This is a genomic window from Sunxiuqinia dokdonensis (assembly GCF_001270965.1).
Lineage (GTDB): Bacteria > Bacteroidota > Bacteroidia > Bacteroidales > Prolixibacteraceae > Sunxiuqinia > Sunxiuqinia dokdonensis.
Window position 1 is genome coordinate 26,571 of sequence record NZ_LGIA01000165.1, and the last position, 20,893, is coordinate 47,463.

Here is a 20,893-nt window from a genome sequence, read left to right on the forward strand (position 1 = left end):
GGTGCTCACGCCCCGATTTTAACCGAGGTCATGGTTAATGACCCGGCAACCGGTTCGTCATTAAATATTTTTATTTCTTCCTTGTTATCCTGCAGCGCAAGTGCATACAGCAACGGCAGGTAATGTTCGGGAGTAGGTATCGACAATTCAAATGCCTTACCGAGTTTTGAATAGTTTATCAACGCCTGGTGATTGCCATCTAAAATCAATTGCTTCATTTTGTCGTTGGCCTCATTTGCCCAATCATAACCATAGTTTTCGTTTAGCTTTTGCCAATGAACCATTCTGAGATTATGAACTAAATTCCCACTGCCAACGATTAAAATGCCTTTATGCCGCAACTCATAAAGCTCCTTTGCCAGCTCGTAATGTTGTTGCGGCTTCTTATAATAATCCAGGCTTAGCTGGATGACAGGAATATTGGCCTGGGGGTACATGTGCCGGATGACCGTCCATGCACCGTGGTCCAAACCCCATTTTTCATCCAAAGAAACCTCCGTATTTTTTGCCATACTTTTCACCTCTCTGGCCAATTGAGGCATCCCCGGAGCAGGATACTGAATGTCGTACAGCGCTTTGGGGAAGCCTCCAAAATCATGAATGGTAGCAGGATTCTCCATAGCCGTGACCTGAGTGCCTTTCGTTTCCCAATGGGCTGAAATAACGAGAATAGCCTTAGGAATTTCAATTTCCGAAGAAATGTGCCTGAAGCCCTGCACAAACTCATTTTCTTCAATGGCATTCATTGGGCTACCATGCCCTAAAAAAAGTACCGGCATTTTGGGCGTATTTTCCATGGTTTCGTTAATCATCTTCATTGCATTAAGTTTTGTACCGATTATTATTCCGGAAGCTGTTGCTGAAAGCGCTTTTATAAATGTGTTCCTATCCATTACCAATAAATAACCGTTTAACCCCACAAAAAGATTAAAAGATCACCTGGCCGTTATTGGTATGCAATAAATTACGGGTTGTAAAACAGCTGCAAAGAAAAAAACTGAATAGCAAGAACAAAGATGTCGGCCATCGCCTTATCAACAAATTGACAAACATCGACTTAAACCCAGATAAGCAATTGAGAATACGCCAAAAAAAAGGCGCCCACATGGAGCGCCTTGAAACTATTATAAGGATAAAAAACTTCTACCAGGCAAACAATGGCAGGTCTTTCATCATTTTATTGACTTTTTCACGTACGGCTTTGATCACTGCTTCGTTTTCCACATCGCTCAGAACCTCGTCAATTAAATCAACAATCAGGGCCATTTGGTCTTCTTTCAACCCACGCGTGGTAATGGCAGGTGTTCCAACCCGCAAACCGGAAGTAGTAAATGGCGATCGGCTGTCGAACGGAACCATGTTCTTGTTGATGGTAATATCGGCCTTCACCAGCGTATTTTCGGCTACTTTACCCGTCAAATCAGGGAATTTGGTCCGCAAGTCAATCAGCATGCTGTGGTTGTCGGTTCCACCCGAAATCACCTTGTAGCCTTTGTCAACAAAAGCCTGCGCCATTACTGATGCATTCTTTTTCACCTGGGCTTGGTATTCCTTGTACGAAGGGTCGAGCGCCTCGCCAAACGAAATGGCTTTCGAAGCAATCACATGCTCCAGCGGTCCGCCTTGTTGTCCTGGGAATACCGCAAAATCCAACACTGCCGACATCATTTTGGTCTCCCCTTTTGGCGTTTTAAAACCAAACGGATTTTCAAAATCTTCACCCATCAAGATGATTCCGCCACGTGGGCCGCGCAAGGTTTTGTGGGTGGTTGAAGTGACAATGTGCGCATGTTTCACCGGGTTTTCCAGAAGGCCGGCAGCAATTAAACCGGCCGGGTGAGCCATGTCAACCATAAACATGGCGCCTACTTCGTCGGCAATTTTCCGCATGCGGGCGTAATCCCACTCGCGCGAGTAAGCCGACGCACCACCAATAATCAGCTTCGGCTGATGTTCGCGTGCCAAAGCTTCCATTTCGTCGTAATCAACCAAGCCGGTTTCTTCCTTAACGTGATAAGCGATGGGCTGATATAAGATGCCTGATGAATTGACCGGCGAACCGTGTGAGAGGTGGCCGCCGTGCGAGAGATCAAGCCCCAGAAACTTATCGCCGGGATTGAGGATCACGCTCAATACCGCCGCGTTGGCTTGTGCACCGGAGTGCGGTTGTACGTTGGCATAAACGGCGCCGAAGAGTTCCTTCAGGCGGTCAATCGCCAGTTGTTCGGTTAAATCTACAAACTGGCACCCGCCGTAGTAACGTTTTCCCGGGTAGCCTTCGGCATATTTGTTCGTCATGACAGAGCCCATTGCTTCCATGACCTGCTCGCTCACAAAGTTTTCCGAAGCAATCAATTCAATTCCGCCCAACTGACGCTGGCGTTCTTTTTCGATAATGTCAAATACAAGTTGATCTCTTTTCATCTCTGGTGGTTGTTTCAATAATGAATTAAAGCCCAAAGGTAAAACATTTTATACCGAACGTGAACGAATAGAAATCAACAAAAGCGAGTTTTTTTAAACGTTTAACATTCCACTGGTTTCAATCGGTCCGTGCGCCTACCTCCATTCAAATAGATTTTCAAACATCAACACAACAAGTAACCAAAACGGAAATGATCAGTAATAATAATTAAACATCAAGTTTGTTGTTGCCGTTTTCTCTGTCTGCCGATTTGATCTGTAGCCGTTTCGCTTCCATCTCCAAGGGTTACCGGTTAAATAATACGCGATGTGATTGTCACATCTGCTACTTAAAATCAATAAAAAACGATACCGTTATGCCAATCAAAAAATTGAAAGACTACCTGGACAAAAACAACATTGAGTACATTACCATTCGCCATTCGCTGGCCTTTAATGCACAGCAAATTGCTGCTACCACCCACATTCCCGGCAAAGAACTGGCCAAAACGGTGATGGTCAAGATTGACGGAAAGATGGCGATGGCGGTTTTGCCGGCATCGTACCTGGTGAATCTAAATCGACTAAAAGAACTGACTGGAGCAAAAACGCTGGAGCTGGCCAACGAAATGGAATTTAAGCACTTGTTCCCCGAATGCGAAATTGGCGCCATGCCTCCCTTCGGAAATTTGTACGACATGGAAGTTTTTGTGGCACAAAGCCTTGCTGAAGATGAAGAAATCGCTTTCAACGCCGGAACGCATGTTGAACTGATCAGAATGGCCTATGCTGATTTTGAACGTTTGGTTCAACCTGTTGTGCTGGCATTTTCGACTGCAAGGACAGCCTAAATTTGCCATTCCGAAAATTGCTTTTAAAAGAAACCTCCGGCATGCGGAGGTTTCTTTTTTAGTTTTAATTTTGCAGGAATTCATGAAGTACTGGGGTTTCAGTTTATCAAATCCATGAGAGCAAACCGGTCCTTCTGAGCTAAAAAGGCAGATTCCATGCGACAGACTAAAGAAAATCAACCCCTATTATTTGTGTCGGCCACCACACTTAGCCTGCTTGGCAGCGGTATTGGCCTGGTGCTTTTTGGCCTGGCGGCCCTGTTTTTCACTCCGGCAAAAGCCTGGGTGATCGGCATCACCAACTCGACCAGCATGGATCGGATAACACCTCTGTATTTTCTGCTATTTATGGCGCTTTGTTTGCTTTCGTTCGTGGGGGTCATCAAGATCAGAAAATGGCAAAAATCCGGATTGTTCTTCTACCTCGGCGCTCAGTTGGTCATGCTATTTCTTCCGGTTATTTGGCTCGACTGGAACGCATTTTCAGTCAATAACCTCATTTTCACCACGATCTTCGTTTTTATTTATTTTTCCTTTTTCAACCGGATGGCCTAATTCAACAGTTAAACCAATACCATACTTACGTTCAATTCATTATTTCTTCCAGCTTTGTCTGCCTCAATCATCAAGGATTGACACGGCTATACATTCCAATCTTTTGTGCGGTTTTTCGGCATTCGACTCCCTTTTTCGAGCTGGCCATTCAACTGAACACAAACCAGATAAGCTTCAAAACCATTGACTTTCGCCCGCTATTGCCGTATATTTATACATGTCGGGCTATACATAGCACGCGTTAAACTAAATAACCGGTGAACTCAATGAAAAATAAAGGGTTTCAACATATCAATTACATCAGCTGGATCGTCATTGTACTATCCATTTCCGCACTTTACCTGTCCTATTTTTTCTTCTACATCCCTCAGCAAGAGTCGGTTCTTCAAGAACGCGCGTTTCGGATTCTCAAAGAATATGGGAATAACCTGTACGGAAAATTTGATTACTACCAGACCCATCTTAAAAACTACGGCGGCTACTACACCATCCGGGAGGAACTGAGAAGTGAATCGGCTTTGCAAGCCCACGACCGACTCAGACAGAAAGCGTTAAAAACGACCAAGGAGCCATCGGGTCGAACAAAGGAAATCTTGAATATTTACCGGGTGATTGGTAGTTTGGACGCCAGCATCGAAGCCGAGAAAATTTTGGAATCGCAAATGCCTGAAAATCCGGTTTTATCAGACGACAGAAAATACCTGATTATCCCGCATCGTCCTGAATTTAACATGATTCTGCCCAAAACGATTGACAACATCAATCAACAGCTCGACCAGAATTTTGATGCGCCCGGCCAGAATTTCATTTACAAGGTGCCTGTTGAAACCCTGATGGAGGGACTCAAATTTGACGGGCTTCTGGACAACATTATCCTATTTGACAAGACGATGGTGATTCACAATTCCCGACAAGATGTTATTCATGACATCACCAACCCGGAAGCCCTGAGCGACAGCGCAGAAAATCATCAGGGTGGTGTAGTCGAAACCATGATGATTCAGGGAGAACGGCAACGAATGATGATTCTTCCCATTGAATTTGCCAATGCAAAAATTTACTTGGCCGGGGCGATGCCCGCCACCGAGTTCAAGAAAAAAACACGCACAATTAACAGCCAGCTGTTGACGGTGATTTCGGCGGTTTTATTGCTTTTGCTGGTCAGCATTCCTGAACTGAAAATCATCATGATCAACCGACAGGAGCGCCTAAAAGTGTTCGATGCCTACGGCACAATTATCTCGGTACTGATGAGCACTGCCCTGCTCATTCTGATCGCCATCAGCCTGTTGAAGCACCAGATTGAAGATAAAACGATTCAGCATAAGCGCGTTGAAATGGTTTCAGACACGCTCTACCAGAATGTAAGCTCCGACTTTCGTGCCCTTGTTGATCTTTACAAGGGAATCACCAACAAGGCGAATGCAGACTCCAGCAGTTTCTCGTTCTTTGTCCGCGAGTGCTTCAACTCAGAGGAAAATTTCGCCCAAATACCAGATCATTTTATTGGAAAACCGGTCCCCATCAACGAAATCATTTTAATCGACTCTGCCGGAATTGTTTCGAAAGCAGTGACCAAAACTGTTTTTTCAGATGCCGTAACGGTTGACCTCAGCCAACGTGGTTACTTTAAAAATGTGATTGCCCCCGAACGCAGCTGGCTGAATGCCGATCACGACCACTATTTTATCGAATCCATCAAGTCGTACAATACGGGTTACCAGGAAACCGCGATTTCCTTTTTACTAAATGAACCGATCGAACCCAGTCGGGCCTCCGTGCTCGCCATCACCTCTCCTATTCCATCGCTCTATCATCAGATTTTACCCAAAGACGTGAAGTTTTTAGTGATTGACGCGCAAGGCAATGTTTTATTCCATTCGACTCAATCGAAAAACCTGCATGAGAATTTTCTGGAGGAATGCGATTTGGACGCCAAGCTGCTCAGCGCCATCAGGCTGCGGATAGCCGAAACCCTGCACTTGAGCTACAATGAAAAAGAATGGCTGGCCCGAATTAAACCCATGGCCGATTCGCCACTGTATCACATTACCTTGCTGGATCATGATCGGATAGACAACCAAAACGCACGCATTTTTCTCTTCACCTTCTATTTTCTGATCATTACGCTGCTTTGCACCGGCGTTGGGCTGTTGATTATGCGCTGGGCAAATGCCAAAAGCGACTTTCTGCAAATGCGCTGCTGGTCGCTGAGCTGGCTGCTGTTGCAAACTCAAAACTACCTGAAATACAAAGCGCTTATTTTAATTATGGGCGCCATACTCTTGTTTCAGGTGCTTGGCAGCTTTGCGATAGAAAAGCCTGTGACCATGCTGATTTATCAACTCATTTATATTAGCTATACCGGTTTTGTAGCGATGACCATTTTGGGGCGCAACAGCTCAAAATCCAAACAAGCCGACATCAAATCATTCCGTGCCGCAGCCCTGGCCCTTGCCATCACAGGCTTGTTAATCATCCTGCTGCTTTGGAAGCTCGATCCGCAGCCCATTGTTATTCTTCCAATCATGCTTACCATCCTGCTTTCCGGGTTTACGTTTTACGTCACCAACGAGCGCTTTGCCAGCTTGCCGCAGCCCAAACGGCTTTTTGACAAACTTCCGCTAATTCCCTTTCGGTTGGGAGAAAGTCAGTCCATCAGGCAAATGGGCGGCGAACTTGCCTTTAGTCCTTCGTCACGCGCGGTTAAAAAAGTGTACAGCGCCTTTATGATTCTCTGGCTCACCTCCTTGTCGGTTGTGCCAGTCATTCAATATTACTGGGTAATTCAGAAACAAGAGGAACGAATTGCCAAATGGGAACAAATGCAACACATCGCCTTCCAAAATCTAATCCTCTCCAAAGATTTCAAGGCGTTTAAACAGGAACCGTGGTATAAGAGAATTCAGGGCAACGGAATTGACAAACTTCAGGTTACCAGCCTCGACTCCAGCCGGGTAATAATTGATACCCAAGAAACAGACGAACACGAACATCTGCTGAACAGCGACCAAATCTACTCGCGGCTACCCGATTTAATTTCGAACGATGCCTACCTGATGACCTATCTGAAGGACCAGCATGCCATTGGACAACTGACCTCACCCGATGAACTGGAATATTCCTACAGCGGTTTTGAAGGGATTATTCATACGAAACTTCCTGCTTACATCAAGTTAAGTTCAAACTATTGGCTTTTGTATCTCATATTGGCTACTTTGCTGGTTTCGCTGGTCATTTGGCAATTGTACCAATACATGGCCGAGAATATCCTCAATACCAATCCCGCCATTCGCATTGTGCCTGAAACCCATGGACTAAAAAGCCTTCTATTCAATTCAAAAATTAGACGCATTCTTCTGGATTCGTATGATGGCGAACATTGCCTTCGGCTTGTCAGCGAACTGATTGAAAAATCGGATGCCCCTGATGACGGACAAAAACCATCGCTGGAAGTCATTCACACAGATAAACTGATTGAAGACAACTTTCAGCTCGATGATCTGCTGACAGGCCGTTCAAAAATTATTTGGATCAGCGATATCGACCAATGTATTCAGCACATCAAAAAACATGAGCTCATTCTGGGCAGGTTGATGCGATTGAACCAGCATGCTGAAGGAAAAGTAATCGTTGTGTTGCCGTTTGAGTTTGATTTCATCAACGAATATTACGACGATTATCTGACAGAAAATGAGCTGGAAAACGATGAAAGAACACAAATTTTTACCTGGCGAAGAACTTGGAAAAGTATTTTTAAGAGTTTCAGCAAATACTCGGGCTACTTTGTACCTGACAGCGAAACCGAGAATCTCAAAACGACTATAGCAGACGATTCAAAAACGACCGCTGCAGCTCTCCCGAAGAAAGAGCCAGAAGACTACGGAAATTCTTTGTTCAACCAATCGGCTATTGAAAAACAGTCGATTATGGATGGTAAAGATGAAAAGGGCCTGGAAGAACGGATTCTGGACATTGAATACAAAATGGAACCGCGCTATCATCACATTTGGAATAATCTGTGTCATATTGAAAAACTCATCCTGTTTGATTTGGCCGACGACGGAATTACCAACCTGAAAAACAAACACGTCATCAAGCGACTGGTAATAAAAGGCTTAATCATTGCAGAACCGTATCCCCGGCTTTACACGCAAAGTTTTAAATACTTCATCAACAATGCCATCACCCCCGATGAGATTAAAAGTCTGGAGAGCAAACTAAACCGCAAAGGCAGCTGGCATAACATGCGCTACCTGATTCTGCTGATTTTCATTATGCTTGCAGGCTTCGTGCTCATCTCTCAGGGAATTTCCATTGAAAAGGTGCTCGGAATTTTTGCAGGAATACTGGCCTTACTCTCCGGCGTGGTCCGGTTGTTCGATAGTGGCATGTTTCGATCAGCTGTCAAGTAAAGCTCTCTGAAAAATCGGTCATCACTCGTGCGAGAAGGTACGAACAGTTTTTCTGTAGTCGGTAAATACGGTTGCCCTCGAAATAAAACCGATGTATTTTCCATCGTCGATCACCGCCAGATTGTATCGGCCGCTGGTCTCAAATTTTTCGGCCACGGTATGCATGGTATCATTCGGCGAAATAAAAAACTCGGGCATATACATCAAATCCTTAACAAAAACGGTATCGTAAAGCTCCTGCTTAAAAACAATATCGCGAATGTCATTCATTTTCACCATCCCTTTCAGCATGCCATCCTGATCGACCACCGGAAACAGGTCGCGTTTTGAGCGGGAAATCGCCTGTACCAGATCGCCCAGTGTCGCTGCCGGATCAATAATTTCCAGGTCGGTTTCAATCAGTTCACCCACTTCCATAAAGTGCAACACGGCTTTGTCCTTATGATGCGTAACCAATTGTCCCTCTTCGGCCAGGCGTTTGGTATAAATTGAATGCGGCTCAAACCGCATGATGGTGATGTAGGCCGCCAAAGCCGAAATTATCAACGGGAAGAAAAGCTCGTAACCGCCTGTAATCTCCGCCGTCAGAAAGATCCCAAGCAATGGCGCATGCATCACACCGGCCATCATGGCACTCATTCCGGCCAATGCGAAATTATCCAGGGGCAAATTCAATCCAAAAAGCAAGTTCAGGAAAAAAGCGATGAAGTATCCGCCTATGGCGCCAACAAACAAAGTGGGTGCAAAAATACCACCAATTCCACCGCTAGCCGTAGTTACCGACATGGCAATAACCTTGAAAAAGAGCAACGAGAGCAAAAACACCACAAAAAACCAGGGATTATCGCGAAATCCGTAAAACATGGAATTGTCCAGCAAGCTCAATCCCATGTCGTTGAACACTTTGTTGATGGAAGAATATCCTTCACCCCAAAGCGGCGGAAATACAAAAATAAGTACGCCAAGCGCTATTCCGCCATACAACAACCTTGAAATCTGTCGTTTAACGCCTTTCATTCGTCGCTCAATCCACATGGTCACCCGGGTAAAGTAGAGCGAAAACAAGCCGGCAAAAATGCCCAGCAAAATGTAAAAAGGAATATTGGAAGCATCGAAAGAATGAATGACGTTGAATTTAAACAAAACGGCATCGCCCATGAAATAGACGGCAATGACCGCGGCGGTAATTCCGGAAATCAAAAGTGGCACCAATGAGGCCATGGTCAGGTCAAGCATCAGCACTTCGAGCGTAAAAACAATACCTGCAATGGGAGCCTTGAAAATGCCCGCAATCGCACCCGTTGCTCCACAACCAATCATCAGCATAATATCAGCTTGCCCAAGCTTGAAAAAACGCCCCAGGTTTGAACCAATTGCCGCACCGGTTAATACGACAGGCGCCTCGGCCCCTACCGAACCGCCGAAACCAATGGTAAAGCTACTGGTGATCATGGACGAGAATGAGTTATGCGGCTTAATTTTCCCCTTGTCCAGCGAGATCGATTTCAAGATTTTGGAAACACCGTGCCCAATATCATCTTTCACAAAAAACCGGATAATTAAAAGGGTAATGATGATGCCAATCACGGGAAGTGCTAGATACCAATAATTTTCGGTTGTAATTACCGAATGCCCGACCAGCCGCGTATCAATAAAATGGATTAGATTTTTAAGGGTCAGCGCAGCCAAACCGCTAACCACACCAATGATAAAACTGATCCAGTACAACTTTTTTGCACCCATCAACTGCTTAGCCAATGTATCCAGCTTCAACTTTTTTATACTCAACATGCTCATCTTTATTCGTGTGAAAAGTCAGCCATTTTTTTCCGGTAGAAAGAAAAAACCCGGGCTCTCGAAATAAAACCAATGTATATACCCTGATCGATGACAGCCAAATTATACCGACCGCTCGATTCAAATTTTTCCACGACCTGTTCCATCGAATCGGTTGTAGAAATTGAATGTTCGGGCAGGTACATTAAGTGGCTTACGTGCACCTTATCGTACAATTCCTGCCTGAATATCAGATGCCTCACATCGTCCATCTTCACCATTCCCTTGAGGTAACCATCTTCGTCAACAATTGGAAACAGGTTCCGGTGCGCTTTTGAAATGGCGTCCGTAAGATCTCTCAAAGTAGAATCAGACCGTAAAACAACAAAGTCTGTCTCAACAAGCTTTTTTACTTCCATCATCCGGATGATATTTAAATCTTTATCATGAGTCATGAGCTCCTTGCGCTTAGCCAACTGAATATGATAAACCGAATTGGGTGTAAACGCCTTCACTGTAAGGTAGGCAAAAGTAGCCACAATCATCAGCGGTACAAATAACTTGTAGCCACCCGAAATATCAGCAATCAAAAAAATTCCGGTTAAAGGTGCCTGCAGCACACCGGCAATTAGTCCGGCCATGCCTATTAAAGCAAAATTATTGATGCTCAACTGCTTCACTCCGGTCATGTTGATAAATTGGGCGAATAACATCCCGGTATTCACGCCCATAAACAAGGTTGGCGCAAAGATACCACCGATACCGCCCGCTCCAAATGTCAGGGTGGTGGCAATAATTTTCAAAAGAACAACTGCAGCCAGAAGCATAAATACGCTCCAATACTGATCTTTCAACTCAAAAAACAGCGAGTTATCATACAGGTAAGTCAAATCGCCTTCCAAGCACTTATTAATAGCTTCGTAGCCTTCACCGTAAAGCGATGGGAAAAAGAAAATCAGAGCGCCAAGCCCGATACCGCCAACAGCGAGGCGATTCCATTTGCTTTGAATGCCTTCGAAAATATTTTCAACACTCAAATACATTTTGGTGAAATAGGCCGAAACAAGGCCGGCAAAAATGCCCAGCAAAATGTAGTAGGGCAAATCGCTCATTTCGAAACTGGTCTCAACCGAAAAGGGATACAGCACGTCTTGCCCCATGAAAAAGTACGAAGTGAGCACGGCAGCCGACGAAGCCAGCAGCAGCGGAACCAGTGAAAAAACGGTCAAGTCGATCATGATGACCTCAACGGCAAAAACGATGGCGGCAATGGGTGCTTTAAAAATGGCAGCCATGGCGCCTGCTGCAGCACAAGCCAACATCAGAATGGTATTCTTGTAGTTCAAACGAGCCACCCGCGAAATCCACGATCCGTAAGCCGCGCCGGTAGCCACAGTTGGCCCCTCCAACCCAACAGAACCGCCAAAGCCAACCGTAAATGCCGAGGTTAACACCGATGAGAACAAATTATGTCGGCTCAGTTCGCCACGCCGTCGGGATAGGCTGTGCAAAACGTTGGGAATTCCGTGCCTGACCGGACTTTTTATGAGGTAATTGACGATTAAAACAGCTACGAAGATTCCAATGATCGGAAGAATGAAATAGCTGTAGTGCTCCACATTATTTCCTGTGGTCAGGGTATGCACCAACCGCTCGGTAAGCCACACCGCATTTTTGATAAGCGTAGCAGCAAGCCCGGCAATAATACCAATTACCACACTTAAAATCACCACAAAACGACGTTCGCTCAAATGTCGTAAACGCCAACGGTGAAAACGCACAATCAAGGGCAACTTGTTTTCCATTTGAGCGCAAAAGTAATAAAAGGCGAATTAAATAAGGATCGAAACTATTTTTTCTTTTTGAAAATTCCTTTGATCACTTCCCAAACTTTTGGCTTGTCTTTCGCTGCATCCGACTCTCTGATTTCCTGCAACTTATCTTCTTTTGACTGTCCGGCAAACAGTCGCTCAATGAAGTTATCCTCCCCTTCCAGTTCAAATAACTCCTTGTAGGGTGGAATATCCAAATCGGCAAGCAACTCCTGGTCCAGCGGCGGGAACGAGGCATATTGCATATTTTTGTAGCGGGAATCGCGATATAGCTTATGAAAGAATTTGCCCACAATGGGCAATGCCATGTAGGCGCCTTGTCCAAATCGAATGGTTCGAAAGTGAACACCGGGATCCTCAGCCCCAACCCAGCAACCGGTTACCAAATCGGGCGTTATGCCCACAAACCAGCCATCCGAATGATTCTGGGTGGTCCCGGTTTTGCCGGCAAAATCGCCCGGAATGTGATAAACCGAACGAATGGAAGTCCCGGTTCCATTGTTGACCGCCGTCTGCATCATTCGAGTAACAATCTGGCAATTGACCGCATTCAGGCTGGTTGGTTCGCCAAGCTCAGGCACAAACTCCTCGAGCATTTCACCTTGATTGTTGGCTATCGAAACCAGATAATTGGGCTGCACCCGAATGCCGCGATTTGAAATGGTGGCATAAGCAAACAACAATTCTTTCAAACTCATTGATGCGACGCCCAAAGCCAGCGATGGAAATTTGGGCAGGTCGCTTGAAATACCCAATTCTCTGGAGATTGAAACGGTTTCCTCAATCCCCGTTTTCATCATCACATCAACCGCCACCGTATTAAGCGATTGCGACAAGGCACCTTCCATCGAATAAAACCCTTGATACTCATCGTGCGAATTGCTGGGCGACCAATCCTGGTAATCTTCGTAAACCTTTTTCTCGTTTGGATAATACTCAAACGGGCTTAATCCATTCTCCAATGCCGCCAAATAAACAAAGGGCTTGAAAGTCGATCCAACCTGTCGTTTTGATATCACATGATCGTATTTAAAAAAACGGAAATCAATACCACCAACCCAGGCTTTCAACGCACCGGAAGACGGCTCAACAGCCAAAAAGCCCGAATTCAAGTAGCGCAGGTAATGCTTCACCGAATCGAGCGGGGTAGTTTCCACTTGTTTCAGCCCATCCCAGGTAAACAAGGTCGTATTTATTTTTTGCTGAAATGCCGCGTCAATTTGCTCGTTTGTTTTTCCACTGGCCTTCATAGCCTGATAGCGCTCCGAGCGCTTGACTGCCCGTTGCAAAATGCTGGCATCGCCACGCCACGGGTCAGCACCACTCCAATGATCGTCGAATACATTTTGAAGATTCTGCATGTACTCCTGAACCGACTGCGTGGCGAAATACTGCAAATCGTAGTTGATGGTCGTTTCAATTCGAAGTCCGTCGGTGTACAAATTGTAGGGTTCGCCGTTGTCCTTGGTGTGATTGGCACACCAATCGAGCAGCTCGGGTTTAAGCATTTCCAAAAAGTATGGAGCCGGCCCCTCGTTGTAAGAGATTCGACGATATTTCAAGCTCAGGGGTTTAGCCTGAAAAATATCTCCCTCCGCTTCAGTTAAAAAATCATTGGCCACCATTTGACTAATCACCACATTGCGCCTTGCTTTCGAGCGCTCAGGATTGATCCTCGGATTGTAGGTGTAATTTGCCTTGAGCATGCCAACCAATACGGCGGCCTCATCCACCGTCAGGTTTCGTGGGCTTTTGCTGAAAAACCTTTCCGAAGCCACCTCAATACCAAAAATATTTTCGCCAAACGGAACTGTATTTAGGTACAAGGTGAGAATCTCTTCTTTGGAATAAATCCGCTCCAAACGATAGGCGATAATGGCTTCGCGCAACTTATTGACCGGCATGCTAAAAATCCACAAATCGTTTCGCGGAAACAGATTTTTTGCGATCTGCTGACTCAAGGTGCTACCGCCGCCCGAACTGCGATTCTGCAATAAAATGGTTTTAAAAAACACCCGCATCAAGGCAATCTCGTCCACTCCGCGATGCTCATAAAAACGGGCATCCTCCGTTGCAATCAGGGCATTGATCACATTGGGCGAAATTTCATCAAACCGGACATTGCTTCGATTTTCAACATAGTAACGCCCCAGCAATTTTCCATCTTCTGAGAAAACTTCAGAGGCCTGCGGATTCTTTATTTCGTTGAGCTGTCTGGAACTGGGCACATGACCTGTAAAACCCAGATACACCAGCATAAAAAAGGTAAAAAACAAAACCAAACCAACAACAGCCAGTTGCAGCAGAATCAGCCAAATCCTGCGCTTTCCGCGTTTCGATTTGCTTTTCCTCGGTTTAGTAGCTGGCTTTTGTTTCTTTGTTTGTATCTTATTCAATTTCTTTGAAGTCATTTTTATCAGGGTTAGAAAAAACAAAATTAGATAAATAAAACGGAAGGACTGGCCCAAATTAGTACTTACAGTTAAGAACTTTTCAATTGCCAAGTTTGTCTTTAGAATGAATATTAAGATTGATACCGGAATGAAAGTAGTGATGACAGGGGCGAGTGGCTTTCTTGGCCAGAACATAATCGAAGAACTTCAGAAAAAACAGATTGAAATTAATGGCCTTGACCGGAAACTTTTATATGGTGATCCGAATAAGCTGGCTGAAAAACTGGCCGGTGCCGACGCGGTGATAAATCTTGCCGGAGCACCGATCATCAAACGCTGGACATCAAAAAATAAAGCCATCATTTATAACAGCCGTGTTTTGACCACTAAAAACCTCACGAGGGCCATCAACAGCCTGCCGAAAGCCATGCAGCCTAATACCTTCGTTTCGGCATCAGCTGTGGGCATTTATCGCGAAGGAATGGTTCACGATGAATCCAGCTCGAGGTTTGCCAACCATTTTGCTGCACGCGTAACCGACGACTGGGAAGACGCTTTGGTTGACTTACCAGACACGATTCGCCAGGTGATTTTTCGAATTGGAGTGGTCTTAGGCAAAGATTCGCAGTTTATTCAGCAAGTTTTACCCGTTTTCAAAATGGGTTTGGGAGGAAAGATTGGCACGGGAAAACAAGCCTTTCCCTTTATTCATCTTCATGATTTAGTTCAGGCATTTGTACAATCCGTAACCGACGAGGGCTACCTTGGGATTTATAACTTGGTAGCTCCACAGCAAATCGACAACAAAACCTTCACCCAGATTCTTGCGAAAAAACTTAATCGTCCGGCTATACTTCCGGTTCCCGCTTTCGCACTAAAATTGCTTTATGGAAAAGCTTCAACCTTAATTTTAAAAAACCCGGTGGTTCTTCCAAAACGCCTTGAAATGCAGAACTTTGCTCACCAGTTTCCGACAATGGAATCCTGTCTGGATCAAATTCTTGACCAGTAATACATTGACTACGCATTTGCGTCAAGCAAAAAGCCCTGCACCAAAGTGCAAGGCTTTCCATTAATCATACCCGTTAAATTACAACTGAGGACCGGCAGCAACCAATGCTTTACCAGCTTCGTTATCAGTATATTTTTCGAAATTTTTGATAAAACGGGCTCCCAGGTCTTTTGCTTTTGCGTCCCATTCCGCCGCATCGGCATAAGTATCGCGGGGATCCAACACTTTCGTATCCACACCTTTCAATTCGGTAGGAATTTCCAAGTTGAATACCGGCAAGTTCTTGGTCGGTGCGCCTTCGATAGAACCATCAAGAATTGCCGTAATAATTCCACGGGTATCTTTAATAGAAATTCGCTTTCCGGTACCATTCCATCCGGTATTTACCAGGTAAGCCTCGGCACCATGCTCTTCCATTTTTTTCACCAATTCCTCACCATATCTTGTTGGGTGAAGTGACAGGAAAGCAGCACCAAAACAAGCTGAGAAAGTAGGCTGCGGAGTAGTTACACCGCGCTCAGTTCCAGCTAATTTAGCAGTAAATCCACTCAAGAAATGATACTGAGTTTGCTCAGGGGTCAACTTTGCAACCGGAGGTAGCACGCCAAATGCATCGGCAGTCAGGAAAATGACTTTGTTTGCATGGCCCGCTTTTGAAACTGGCTTGACAATGTTCTCGATGTGGTAAATTGGGTACGAAACACGTGTGTTTGCGGTCACCGAACTATCATTGAAATCGATTTTACCAGCTGCATCAACCGTGACGTTTTCCAACAGCGCGTTGCGCTTGATTGCACCATAGATCTCTGGTTCAGCATCTTTGTCCAGGTTAATCGTTTTGGCATAACAGCCACCTTCAAAGTTGAAGATACCATCATCATCCCAACCATGCTCATCATCACCAATCAGTTTGCGATTCGGATCGGTTGAAAGTGTTGTTTTACCCGTGCCTGAAAGGCCAAAAAAGATAGCGACATCACCTTTATCGCCTACGTTGGCCGAACAGTGCATCGAAGCGATTCCGGCTTTTGGCAAATAGTAGTTCATCATGGCGAACATCCCTTTTTTCATCTCACCACCATACCAACTTCCGCCAATAACCTGCATCTTTTCTTTCAGGTTGAAAACTGTGTAAACTTCCGAGTTCATGCCAAATTCCTGCCACCTAGCGTTTGTTGTTTTCGACGCATTCATGACCACAAAATCGGGCTCTCCGAAAGTTTCCAATTCTTCGGCAGTTGGACGGATAAACATGTTTTTAACAAAGTGCGCCTGCCAGGCCACCTCCATGATGAACCGAATTTTCAAACGCGAGTTTTCATTCGCACCAAGAAAAGTATCAACAACATACAACCGCTTGTTTGAAAGTTGCTTCGTTGTAATTTCCTTTAAGTGCGACCAAGCTTCTTCAGAAACTTTTTTGTTGTCGTTTGGAGACTCCGGCGATGTCCACCAAATATCACGCGATTCATCGTTCTCCACAATGAACTTGTCTTTTGGCGAACGGCCGGTAAACACTCCGGTCATCACGTTTACAGCGTCTAACTCTGTTAACTGACCTTTCTCGAAGCCATTCAGCCCAGGCTTCATTTCCTCTTCAAATAATTGCTCGTAAGAAGGGTTATGTACAATTTCCTTAACATCAACAATGCCGTACTTCGACAAATCTAAATTTTTCATATCCAACAATTAAAAATTAATAGTTCCAACAAAGATTGAATAGCTCCAACAAACTATTTTTTATCTCTAAAGACAAAAATAATTGATTTTCCCGACGAGCTCCGGTCCGGATTTTGAAATAACGATAAGTTCAGAACAAAATATAAAAAAAAAGGCAGCGCATTTACTAATGCGCTGCCTTGCAGTCTTATATCGACAAAAAATCGACAAATGTAAAGTGTTAAGAAATTGTTAACAGAACCAATTAATTTCTTAAGATCTTGGATGAAATTGACTGATGGTTGATTTCAGGTAGTCGCGATCCAAATGGGTATAAATTTCTGTTGTCAAAATTGACTCATGCCCTAACATTTCCTGAACAGCACGCAGGTCGGCTCCTCCCGAAATCAAATGAGTAGCGAACGAATGGCGGAAAGTGTGCGGACTGATTTTTTTGTCCATGCCCACTTTTTGCGCTAAATTTTTGATGATGGTAAAAATCATCACACGGCTTAATTTTTTACCCCTGCGGTTCAGGAATAAAACATTTTCGCTTTCCGGACTAATTCTCAAGGTTTTCCGATAACCGTTGAGATATTTGTTGATTTCAACCACTGCCTTTTCACTGACAGGTACTAAGCGCTCTTTCTCCGATTTTCCTTCGACCTTAACAAAGCCTTGTTCAAAGAATAAATTGGTAACCTTCAGGTTGACCAATTCTGACACGCGTAATCCACAGCTGTACAAAGTTTCAAGCATTGCCTTGTTTCGCTGTCCTTCCGGTTTTTCCAGATCAACAGCGTCAATAATGGTGTCAATTTCTTCCATGGTTAAAACATCCGGAAGCTTGCGACCAATTTTCGGCGATTCCAGTAATGTGGTTGGGTCGCCTTGAATTTTACCTTCAATCAACAAATACTTAAAGAATGATTTAATCCCTGAGATTGTGCGCGCCTGGGTTCTTGGCGATACGCCTCGATCATTCAGATGCTCCACAAAACTTCTTAAGTGATTTAGTTTCACTTTTTCAGGTGCCAGCTTTTTAAAATTTCCTTCCAAAAAAACCATCAGCTTGTTAATGTCATTCACATAAGCCGCGATGGAATTCTGTGATAAAGATTTCTCCAGCCTCAAGAAATTCTCAAAACCTTTTTTGCTATCTTCCCATTTCATAATTAAAAGAATTTAAATTTGTTCTCAAATCAATTTTAGTAATTTTGGTTCTGTAGTTTTCAAGCGTATTCTAATTAAATAGTTTCTTCCCCAAGAATACATAATTATCACTACGCCCTTCGACTTGGGAAAGTTACTAAAATTTTAAATAAAAGCACAATAAAAATGAAAATATTGTTAATCAATGGTCCAAATTTAAATCTTTTAGGGAAAAGAGAAAAGAATATTTATGGTGATTTATCTTTCGAAGAATACTTTAAAACACTCAAAAACAACTATCAACAACACGAATTAAGCTATTTTCAATCGAATATTGAAGGAGAAATTGTTAATAAAATTCATGAATTTGGATTTGATCATGATGGAATCGTCATTAATGCCGGCGCCTACACGCACACTTCTATTGCCATTCGCGATGCCATTGCCGGTGTTACTACGCCTGTTGTTGAGGTGCATATCTCAAACATTCTGACTCGAGAAAGTTTCAGACACGAATCGATAATCGGCCCGGTTTGTGTGGGAAGCATTATGGGATTTGGACTGAACTCCTACCGCTTGGGGATTGAAAGTTTTTGTCAAGGTTAACTTTAGAATCATTTAACGGAGATGCAAGCTTAAATTTCCATGCAGTCAATAAAAAAGTCTATTTTTGCCGCCCTTAATTTTAAGTAACAGTTATGAAACACACCAAAATTGTCGCTACGATTTCGGATAAAAGGTGCGAACCCGAGTTCATAAAAGCCTTATATCATGCGGGGATGAATGTTGCCCGGCTGAATACAGCCCACATTACCGAAGAGACAGCATTAATGATGATCAATAATATTCGGTCTGTGTCAGACTCAATTGCAATCCTGGTAGACACCAAAGGCCCGGAGATCAGAACGACGCATATCGACCTTCCGCTGGAAGTAGAGCAAGGAGAATTGGTTGAAGTATCAGGCATTGTCCGAACAAGCCAAAAAGGCAGAAAAGTATTGACCGTATCCTACAATCAATTTCATGCAGACATCCCGGAAGATGGGACCATTTTGATTGACGACGGCGAACTGGAACTTTCAGTTCAGGAAAAATTTGACGATCATGTTCTGTGCCGGGTTGAAAATTCGGGTGAAATAAAAAACATGAAAAGTGTAAATACGCCTGGACACAGTGTAAATCTGCCTTCCGTATCAGAAAAAGATAAATCGTTTATCGAATTTGCAGCCAAGCACCGGCTGGATTTTATTGCCCACTCTTTTGTACGAAACAAGGAGGATGTACTGAAAGTCCAGGAACAGTTGGACGAATACAACAGTCCGATTGAAATTATTGCGAAAATTGAAAACCTCGATGGGGTCAACAACATCAACGAGATTCTGGATTACGCATACGGCATTATGGTTGCCCGTGGCGATTTGGGTATTGAAATTGCAGCGGAGAAAATTCCGGGCATTCAACGTCAACTCATCAAAAAAGCTGTTCAGCGCAAAAAGCCAGTAATTATTGCGACCCAGATGTTGCACACCATGATTGAAAATCCGCGCCCTACAAGAGCAGAAGTCAGTGATGTGGCAAACGCGATTTACTCCAGAACCGACGCCGTGATGTTGAGTGGTGAAACAGCTTACGGCGATTACCCGGTTGAAGCCGTGGAATACATGAGCCGCATTGCCAACCAGGTAGAAGGAAGTAAGGATAAACGAAATGACATCACTCTCCCGGCAGTGAACAACGAAGTTGTTGCCTATTTGGCTGAAGCGGCCATTCTGGCATCGGACCAACTGCAAACCAAAGCCATTGTAACCAATACGCTAACCGGAAAAACCGCTCGTTACCTGGCTGCATTTCGCGGAAAAACACCGGTGTATGCCAGCTGCTACGACATGAGTATTGCACGAAAACTGGCCTTGTCCTACGGCGTTGATGCTATGTTGATTGAACCCAAAAAAGACAAATTCAAAATTGTCCGCAACTCTCTTAAAACATTTGAAAAGGCAGGCAAGCTTGATAAAAACGACTTGGTCGTATACGTTGGCGGGAGCTTTGGAATAGGAGGCGGATCGACCTTTATGGAAATTTCAACGGTTGATCGATTAACCTATAAAGAGAAAAAATAGCAATATAAAAAAAGGAGCTTAAAGCTCCTTTTTTTATTTATCATCGTAAGTCAATCACTTCCACACCTTTATGCTTTCCTGGGTCAAACTCAAAATCGGCAGCCGAAGCCGGAACATTGGTTTTCAAATCTTCAACCACAACAATATAGTTGCTCCCTTCGTGCCCAATCATATCAGCCTGGCGAATCAACATTCGGTTCTTATCCACCTGAATCCGGATTCTGGAATACTCAATTTGTTGGTCTTCAGGAATTAAATCGATTACGTACACCGGGGTTCCGTCAATTGTTTTTTCTTCAACAAACTGATAATCGAAGCCTTCTTCGTAAATCGTAAACAACTTCGACGGATCCATCATCTCGTTCATTTCGTCATCGGCTTCAGCAACGGTCACCTCACCGGCATCCTTCATGTAAGTCCAAACGGTTTGGCCATTGTTAAAAACCTCCATGCCCAACTGCGAAAGATCCAGATGAAACTGATTGCCTTTCATCAAGATTTTACCATTATTTTCTTCGAGAATGCCTTCGGCCTTGTTTTCCATCACGTATTTAAACGACGCACTTATCGTGGAATATCCCCGGGTGGTACTGGTTACCTGCTCTAAAATGCCTTTGGCTTTTTCGTCTTGCTGAGCCATGCCCATGGTCCAGCAAAGAACCACGACCATTAAAAATGTCAATTTCTTCATTGTGATATTTAAAAATTTCTACAAGCTATTCAAT

At 44.2% G+C, this 20,893-nt stretch carries 14 protein-coding genes; 6 read left to right on the plus strand and 8 right to left on the minus strand.

All coding sequences use genetic code 11. From position 1 onward, the window contains the following. Positions 1–5: 5 nt before the first annotated feature. Together ygiD and glyA are read right to left on the minus strand one after the other, a co-directional pair. The gene (ygiD, locus tag NC99_RS13225; RefSeq protein ID WP_204374997.1) at positions 6–818 is read right to left on the minus strand and encodes a 4,5-DOPA-extradiol-dioxygenase; all 813 of its coding nucleotides are present in this window, start codon (positions 816–818) and stop codon (positions 6–8) included. 325 nt (positions 819–1,143) lie between these two features. Beyond that, complete coding sequence (glyA, locus tag NC99_RS13230; protein WP_053184455.1) at positions 1,144–2,424, minus strand: serine hydroxymethyltransferase; 1,281 nt, start codon at positions 2,422–2,424, stop codon at positions 1,144–1,146. 356 nt (positions 2,425–2,780) lie between these two features. On the opposite strand from glyA, the gene NC99_RS13235 reads away from it, so the two are divergent. From NC99_RS13235 to NC99_RS13245, 3 genes are all read left to right on the plus strand, one after another. Continuing rightward, positions 2,781–3,254 carry an aminoacyl-tRNA deacylase gene (locus NC99_RS13235; protein WP_053184457.1) on the plus strand — a complete coding sequence of 158 codons (474 nt, stop codon included), beginning with the start codon at positions 2,781–2,783 and terminating at the stop codon, positions 3,252–3,254. 156 nt (positions 3,255–3,410) lie between these two features. After that, entirely contained in the window at positions 3,411–3,809 is a 399-nt protein-coding gene (locus NC99_RS13240; protein ID WP_157624888.1) for a hypothetical protein, read from the plus strand. A gap of 266 nt (positions 3,810–4,075) precedes the next feature. Then, positions 4,076–8,224, plus strand: a complete 4,149-nt coding sequence (locus tag NC99_RS13245) for a hypothetical protein (protein WP_053184462.1) — start codon at positions 4,076–4,078, stop codon at positions 8,222–8,224. A gap of 21 nt (positions 8,225–8,245) precedes the next feature. Here the strand turns inward: NC99_RS13245 and NC99_RS13250 are convergent, their stop codons facing one another. The 3 genes from NC99_RS13250 to NC99_RS13260 are packed head-to-tail and all read right to left on the minus strand — an operon-like array spanning position 8,246 to position 14,243. Further along, positions 8,246–10,015 carry a chloride channel protein gene (locus NC99_RS13250; protein ID WP_204374998.1) on the minus strand — a complete coding sequence of 590 codons (1,770 nt, stop codon included), beginning with the start codon at positions 10,013–10,015 and terminating at the stop codon, positions 8,246–8,248. A gap of 8 nt (positions 10,016–10,023) precedes the next feature. Next, a complete protein-coding gene (locus NC99_RS13255; RefSeq protein WP_053184466.1) occupies positions 10,024–11,805 on the minus strand; it encodes a chloride channel protein in 1,782 nt (593 codons plus the stop codon). A 44-nt stretch (positions 11,806–11,849) separates the two neighbouring features. Continuing rightward, the gene (locus NC99_RS13260) at positions 11,850–14,243 is read right to left on the minus strand and encodes a penicillin-binding protein 1A (protein WP_053184468.1); all 2,394 of its coding nucleotides are present in this window, start codon (positions 14,241–14,243) and stop codon (positions 11,850–11,852) included. A 106-nt stretch (positions 14,244–14,349) separates the two neighbouring features. On the opposite strand from NC99_RS13260, the gene NC99_RS13265 reads away from it, so the two are divergent. Then, complete coding sequence (locus tag NC99_RS13265) at positions 14,350–15,237, plus strand: TIGR01777 family oxidoreductase (RefSeq protein ID WP_053184470.1); 888 nt, start codon at positions 14,350–14,352, stop codon at positions 15,235–15,237. 78 nt (positions 15,238–15,315) lie between these two features. Here NC99_RS13265 and pckA read toward each other — a convergent pair whose 3' ends face one another. Both pckA and xerD read right to left on the minus strand, forming a co-directional pair. Beyond that, on the minus strand, positions 15,316–16,917 hold the full coding sequence (pckA, locus tag NC99_RS13270) for a phosphoenolpyruvate carboxykinase (ATP) (RefSeq protein ID WP_053184472.1): 1,602 nt from the start codon (positions 16,915–16,917) through the stop codon (positions 15,316–15,318). Positions 16,918–17,169: 252 nt separating this feature from the next. Continuing rightward, positions 17,170–18,069, minus strand: coding sequence for a site-specific tyrosine recombinase XerD (xerD, locus tag NC99_RS13275; protein WP_053184474.1), 900 nt, complete (start codon positions 18,067–18,069; stop codon positions 17,170–17,172). Between the two features lie 165 nt (positions 18,070–18,234). Between xerD and aroQ the strand changes: the two genes are divergently transcribed. Together aroQ and pyk are read left to right on the plus strand one after the other, a co-directional pair. Further along, complete coding sequence (gene aroQ / locus NC99_RS13280; protein WP_053184476.1) at positions 18,235–18,654, plus strand: type II 3-dehydroquinate dehydratase; 420 nt, start codon at positions 18,235–18,237, stop codon at positions 18,652–18,654. A 92-nt stretch (positions 18,655–18,746) separates the two neighbouring features. Then, on the plus strand, positions 18,747–20,168 hold the full coding sequence (gene pyk, locus NC99_RS13285) for a pyruvate kinase (RefSeq protein WP_053184478.1): 1,422 nt from the start codon (positions 18,747–18,749) through the stop codon (positions 20,166–20,168). A gap of 40 nt (positions 20,169–20,208) precedes the next feature. On the opposite strand, the gene NC99_RS13290 is transcribed toward pyk, so the two are convergent. Next, positions 20,209–20,859: a LolA family protein gene (locus tag NC99_RS13290; RefSeq protein ID WP_082326478.1), complete on the minus strand. Its 651-nt coding sequence runs from the start codon at positions 20,857–20,859 to the stop codon at positions 20,209–20,211. Positions 20,860–20,893: the final 34 nt, after the last annotated feature.

What these genes read in the sequence shown, in the direction of transcription:
- ygiD (WP_204374997.1), bottom strand. Translation starts at nt 818, where the DNA reads ATGAAGATGATTAACGAAACCATGGAAAATACGCCCAAAATGCCGGTA.
- glyA (WP_053184455.1), bottom strand. Translation starts at nt 2,424, where the DNA reads ATGAAAAGAGATCAACTTGTATTTGACATTATCGAAAAAGAACGCCAG.
- NC99_RS13235 (WP_053184457.1), top strand. Translation starts at nt 2,781, where the DNA reads ATGCCAATCAAAAAATTGAAAGACTACCTGGACAAAAACAACATTGAG.
- NC99_RS13240 (WP_157624888.1), top strand. Translation starts at nt 3,411, where the DNA reads ATGCGACAGACTAAAGAAAATCAACCCCTATTATTTGTGTCGGCCACC.
- NC99_RS13245 (WP_053184462.1), top strand. Translation starts at nt 4,076, where the DNA reads ATGAAAAATAAAGGGTTTCAACATATCAATTACATCAGCTGGATCGTC.
- NC99_RS13250 (WP_204374998.1), bottom strand. Translation starts at nt 10,015, where the DNA reads ATGTTGAGTATAAAAAAGTTGAAGCTGGATACATTGGCTAAGCAGTTG.
- NC99_RS13255 (WP_053184466.1), bottom strand. Translation starts at nt 11,805, where the DNA reads ATGGAAAACAAGTTGCCCTTGATTGTGCGTTTTCACCGTTGGCGTTTA.
- NC99_RS13260 (WP_053184468.1), bottom strand. Translation starts at nt 14,243, where the DNA reads ATGACTTCAAAGAAATTGAATAAGATACAAACAAAGAAACAAAAGCCA.
- NC99_RS13265 (WP_053184470.1), top strand. Translation starts at nt 14,350, where the DNA reads ATGAATATTAAGATTGATACCGGAATGAAAGTAGTGATGACAGGGGCG.
- pckA (WP_053184472.1), bottom strand. Translation starts at nt 16,917, where the DNA reads ATGAAAAATTTAGATTTGTCGAAGTACGGCATTGTTGATGTTAAGGAA.
- xerD (WP_053184474.1), bottom strand. Translation starts at nt 18,069, where the DNA reads ATGAAATGGGAAGATAGCAAAAAAGGTTTTGAGAATTTCTTGAGGCTG.
- aroQ (WP_053184476.1), top strand. Translation starts at nt 18,235, where the DNA reads ATGAAAATATTGTTAATCAATGGTCCAAATTTAAATCTTTTAGGGAAA.
- pyk (WP_053184478.1), top strand. Translation starts at nt 18,747, where the DNA reads ATGAAACACACCAAAATTGTCGCTACGATTTCGGATAAAAGGTGCGAA.
- NC99_RS13290 (WP_082326478.1), bottom strand. Translation starts at nt 20,859, where the DNA reads ATGAAGAAATTGACATTTTTAATGGTCGTGGTTCTTTGCTGGACCATG.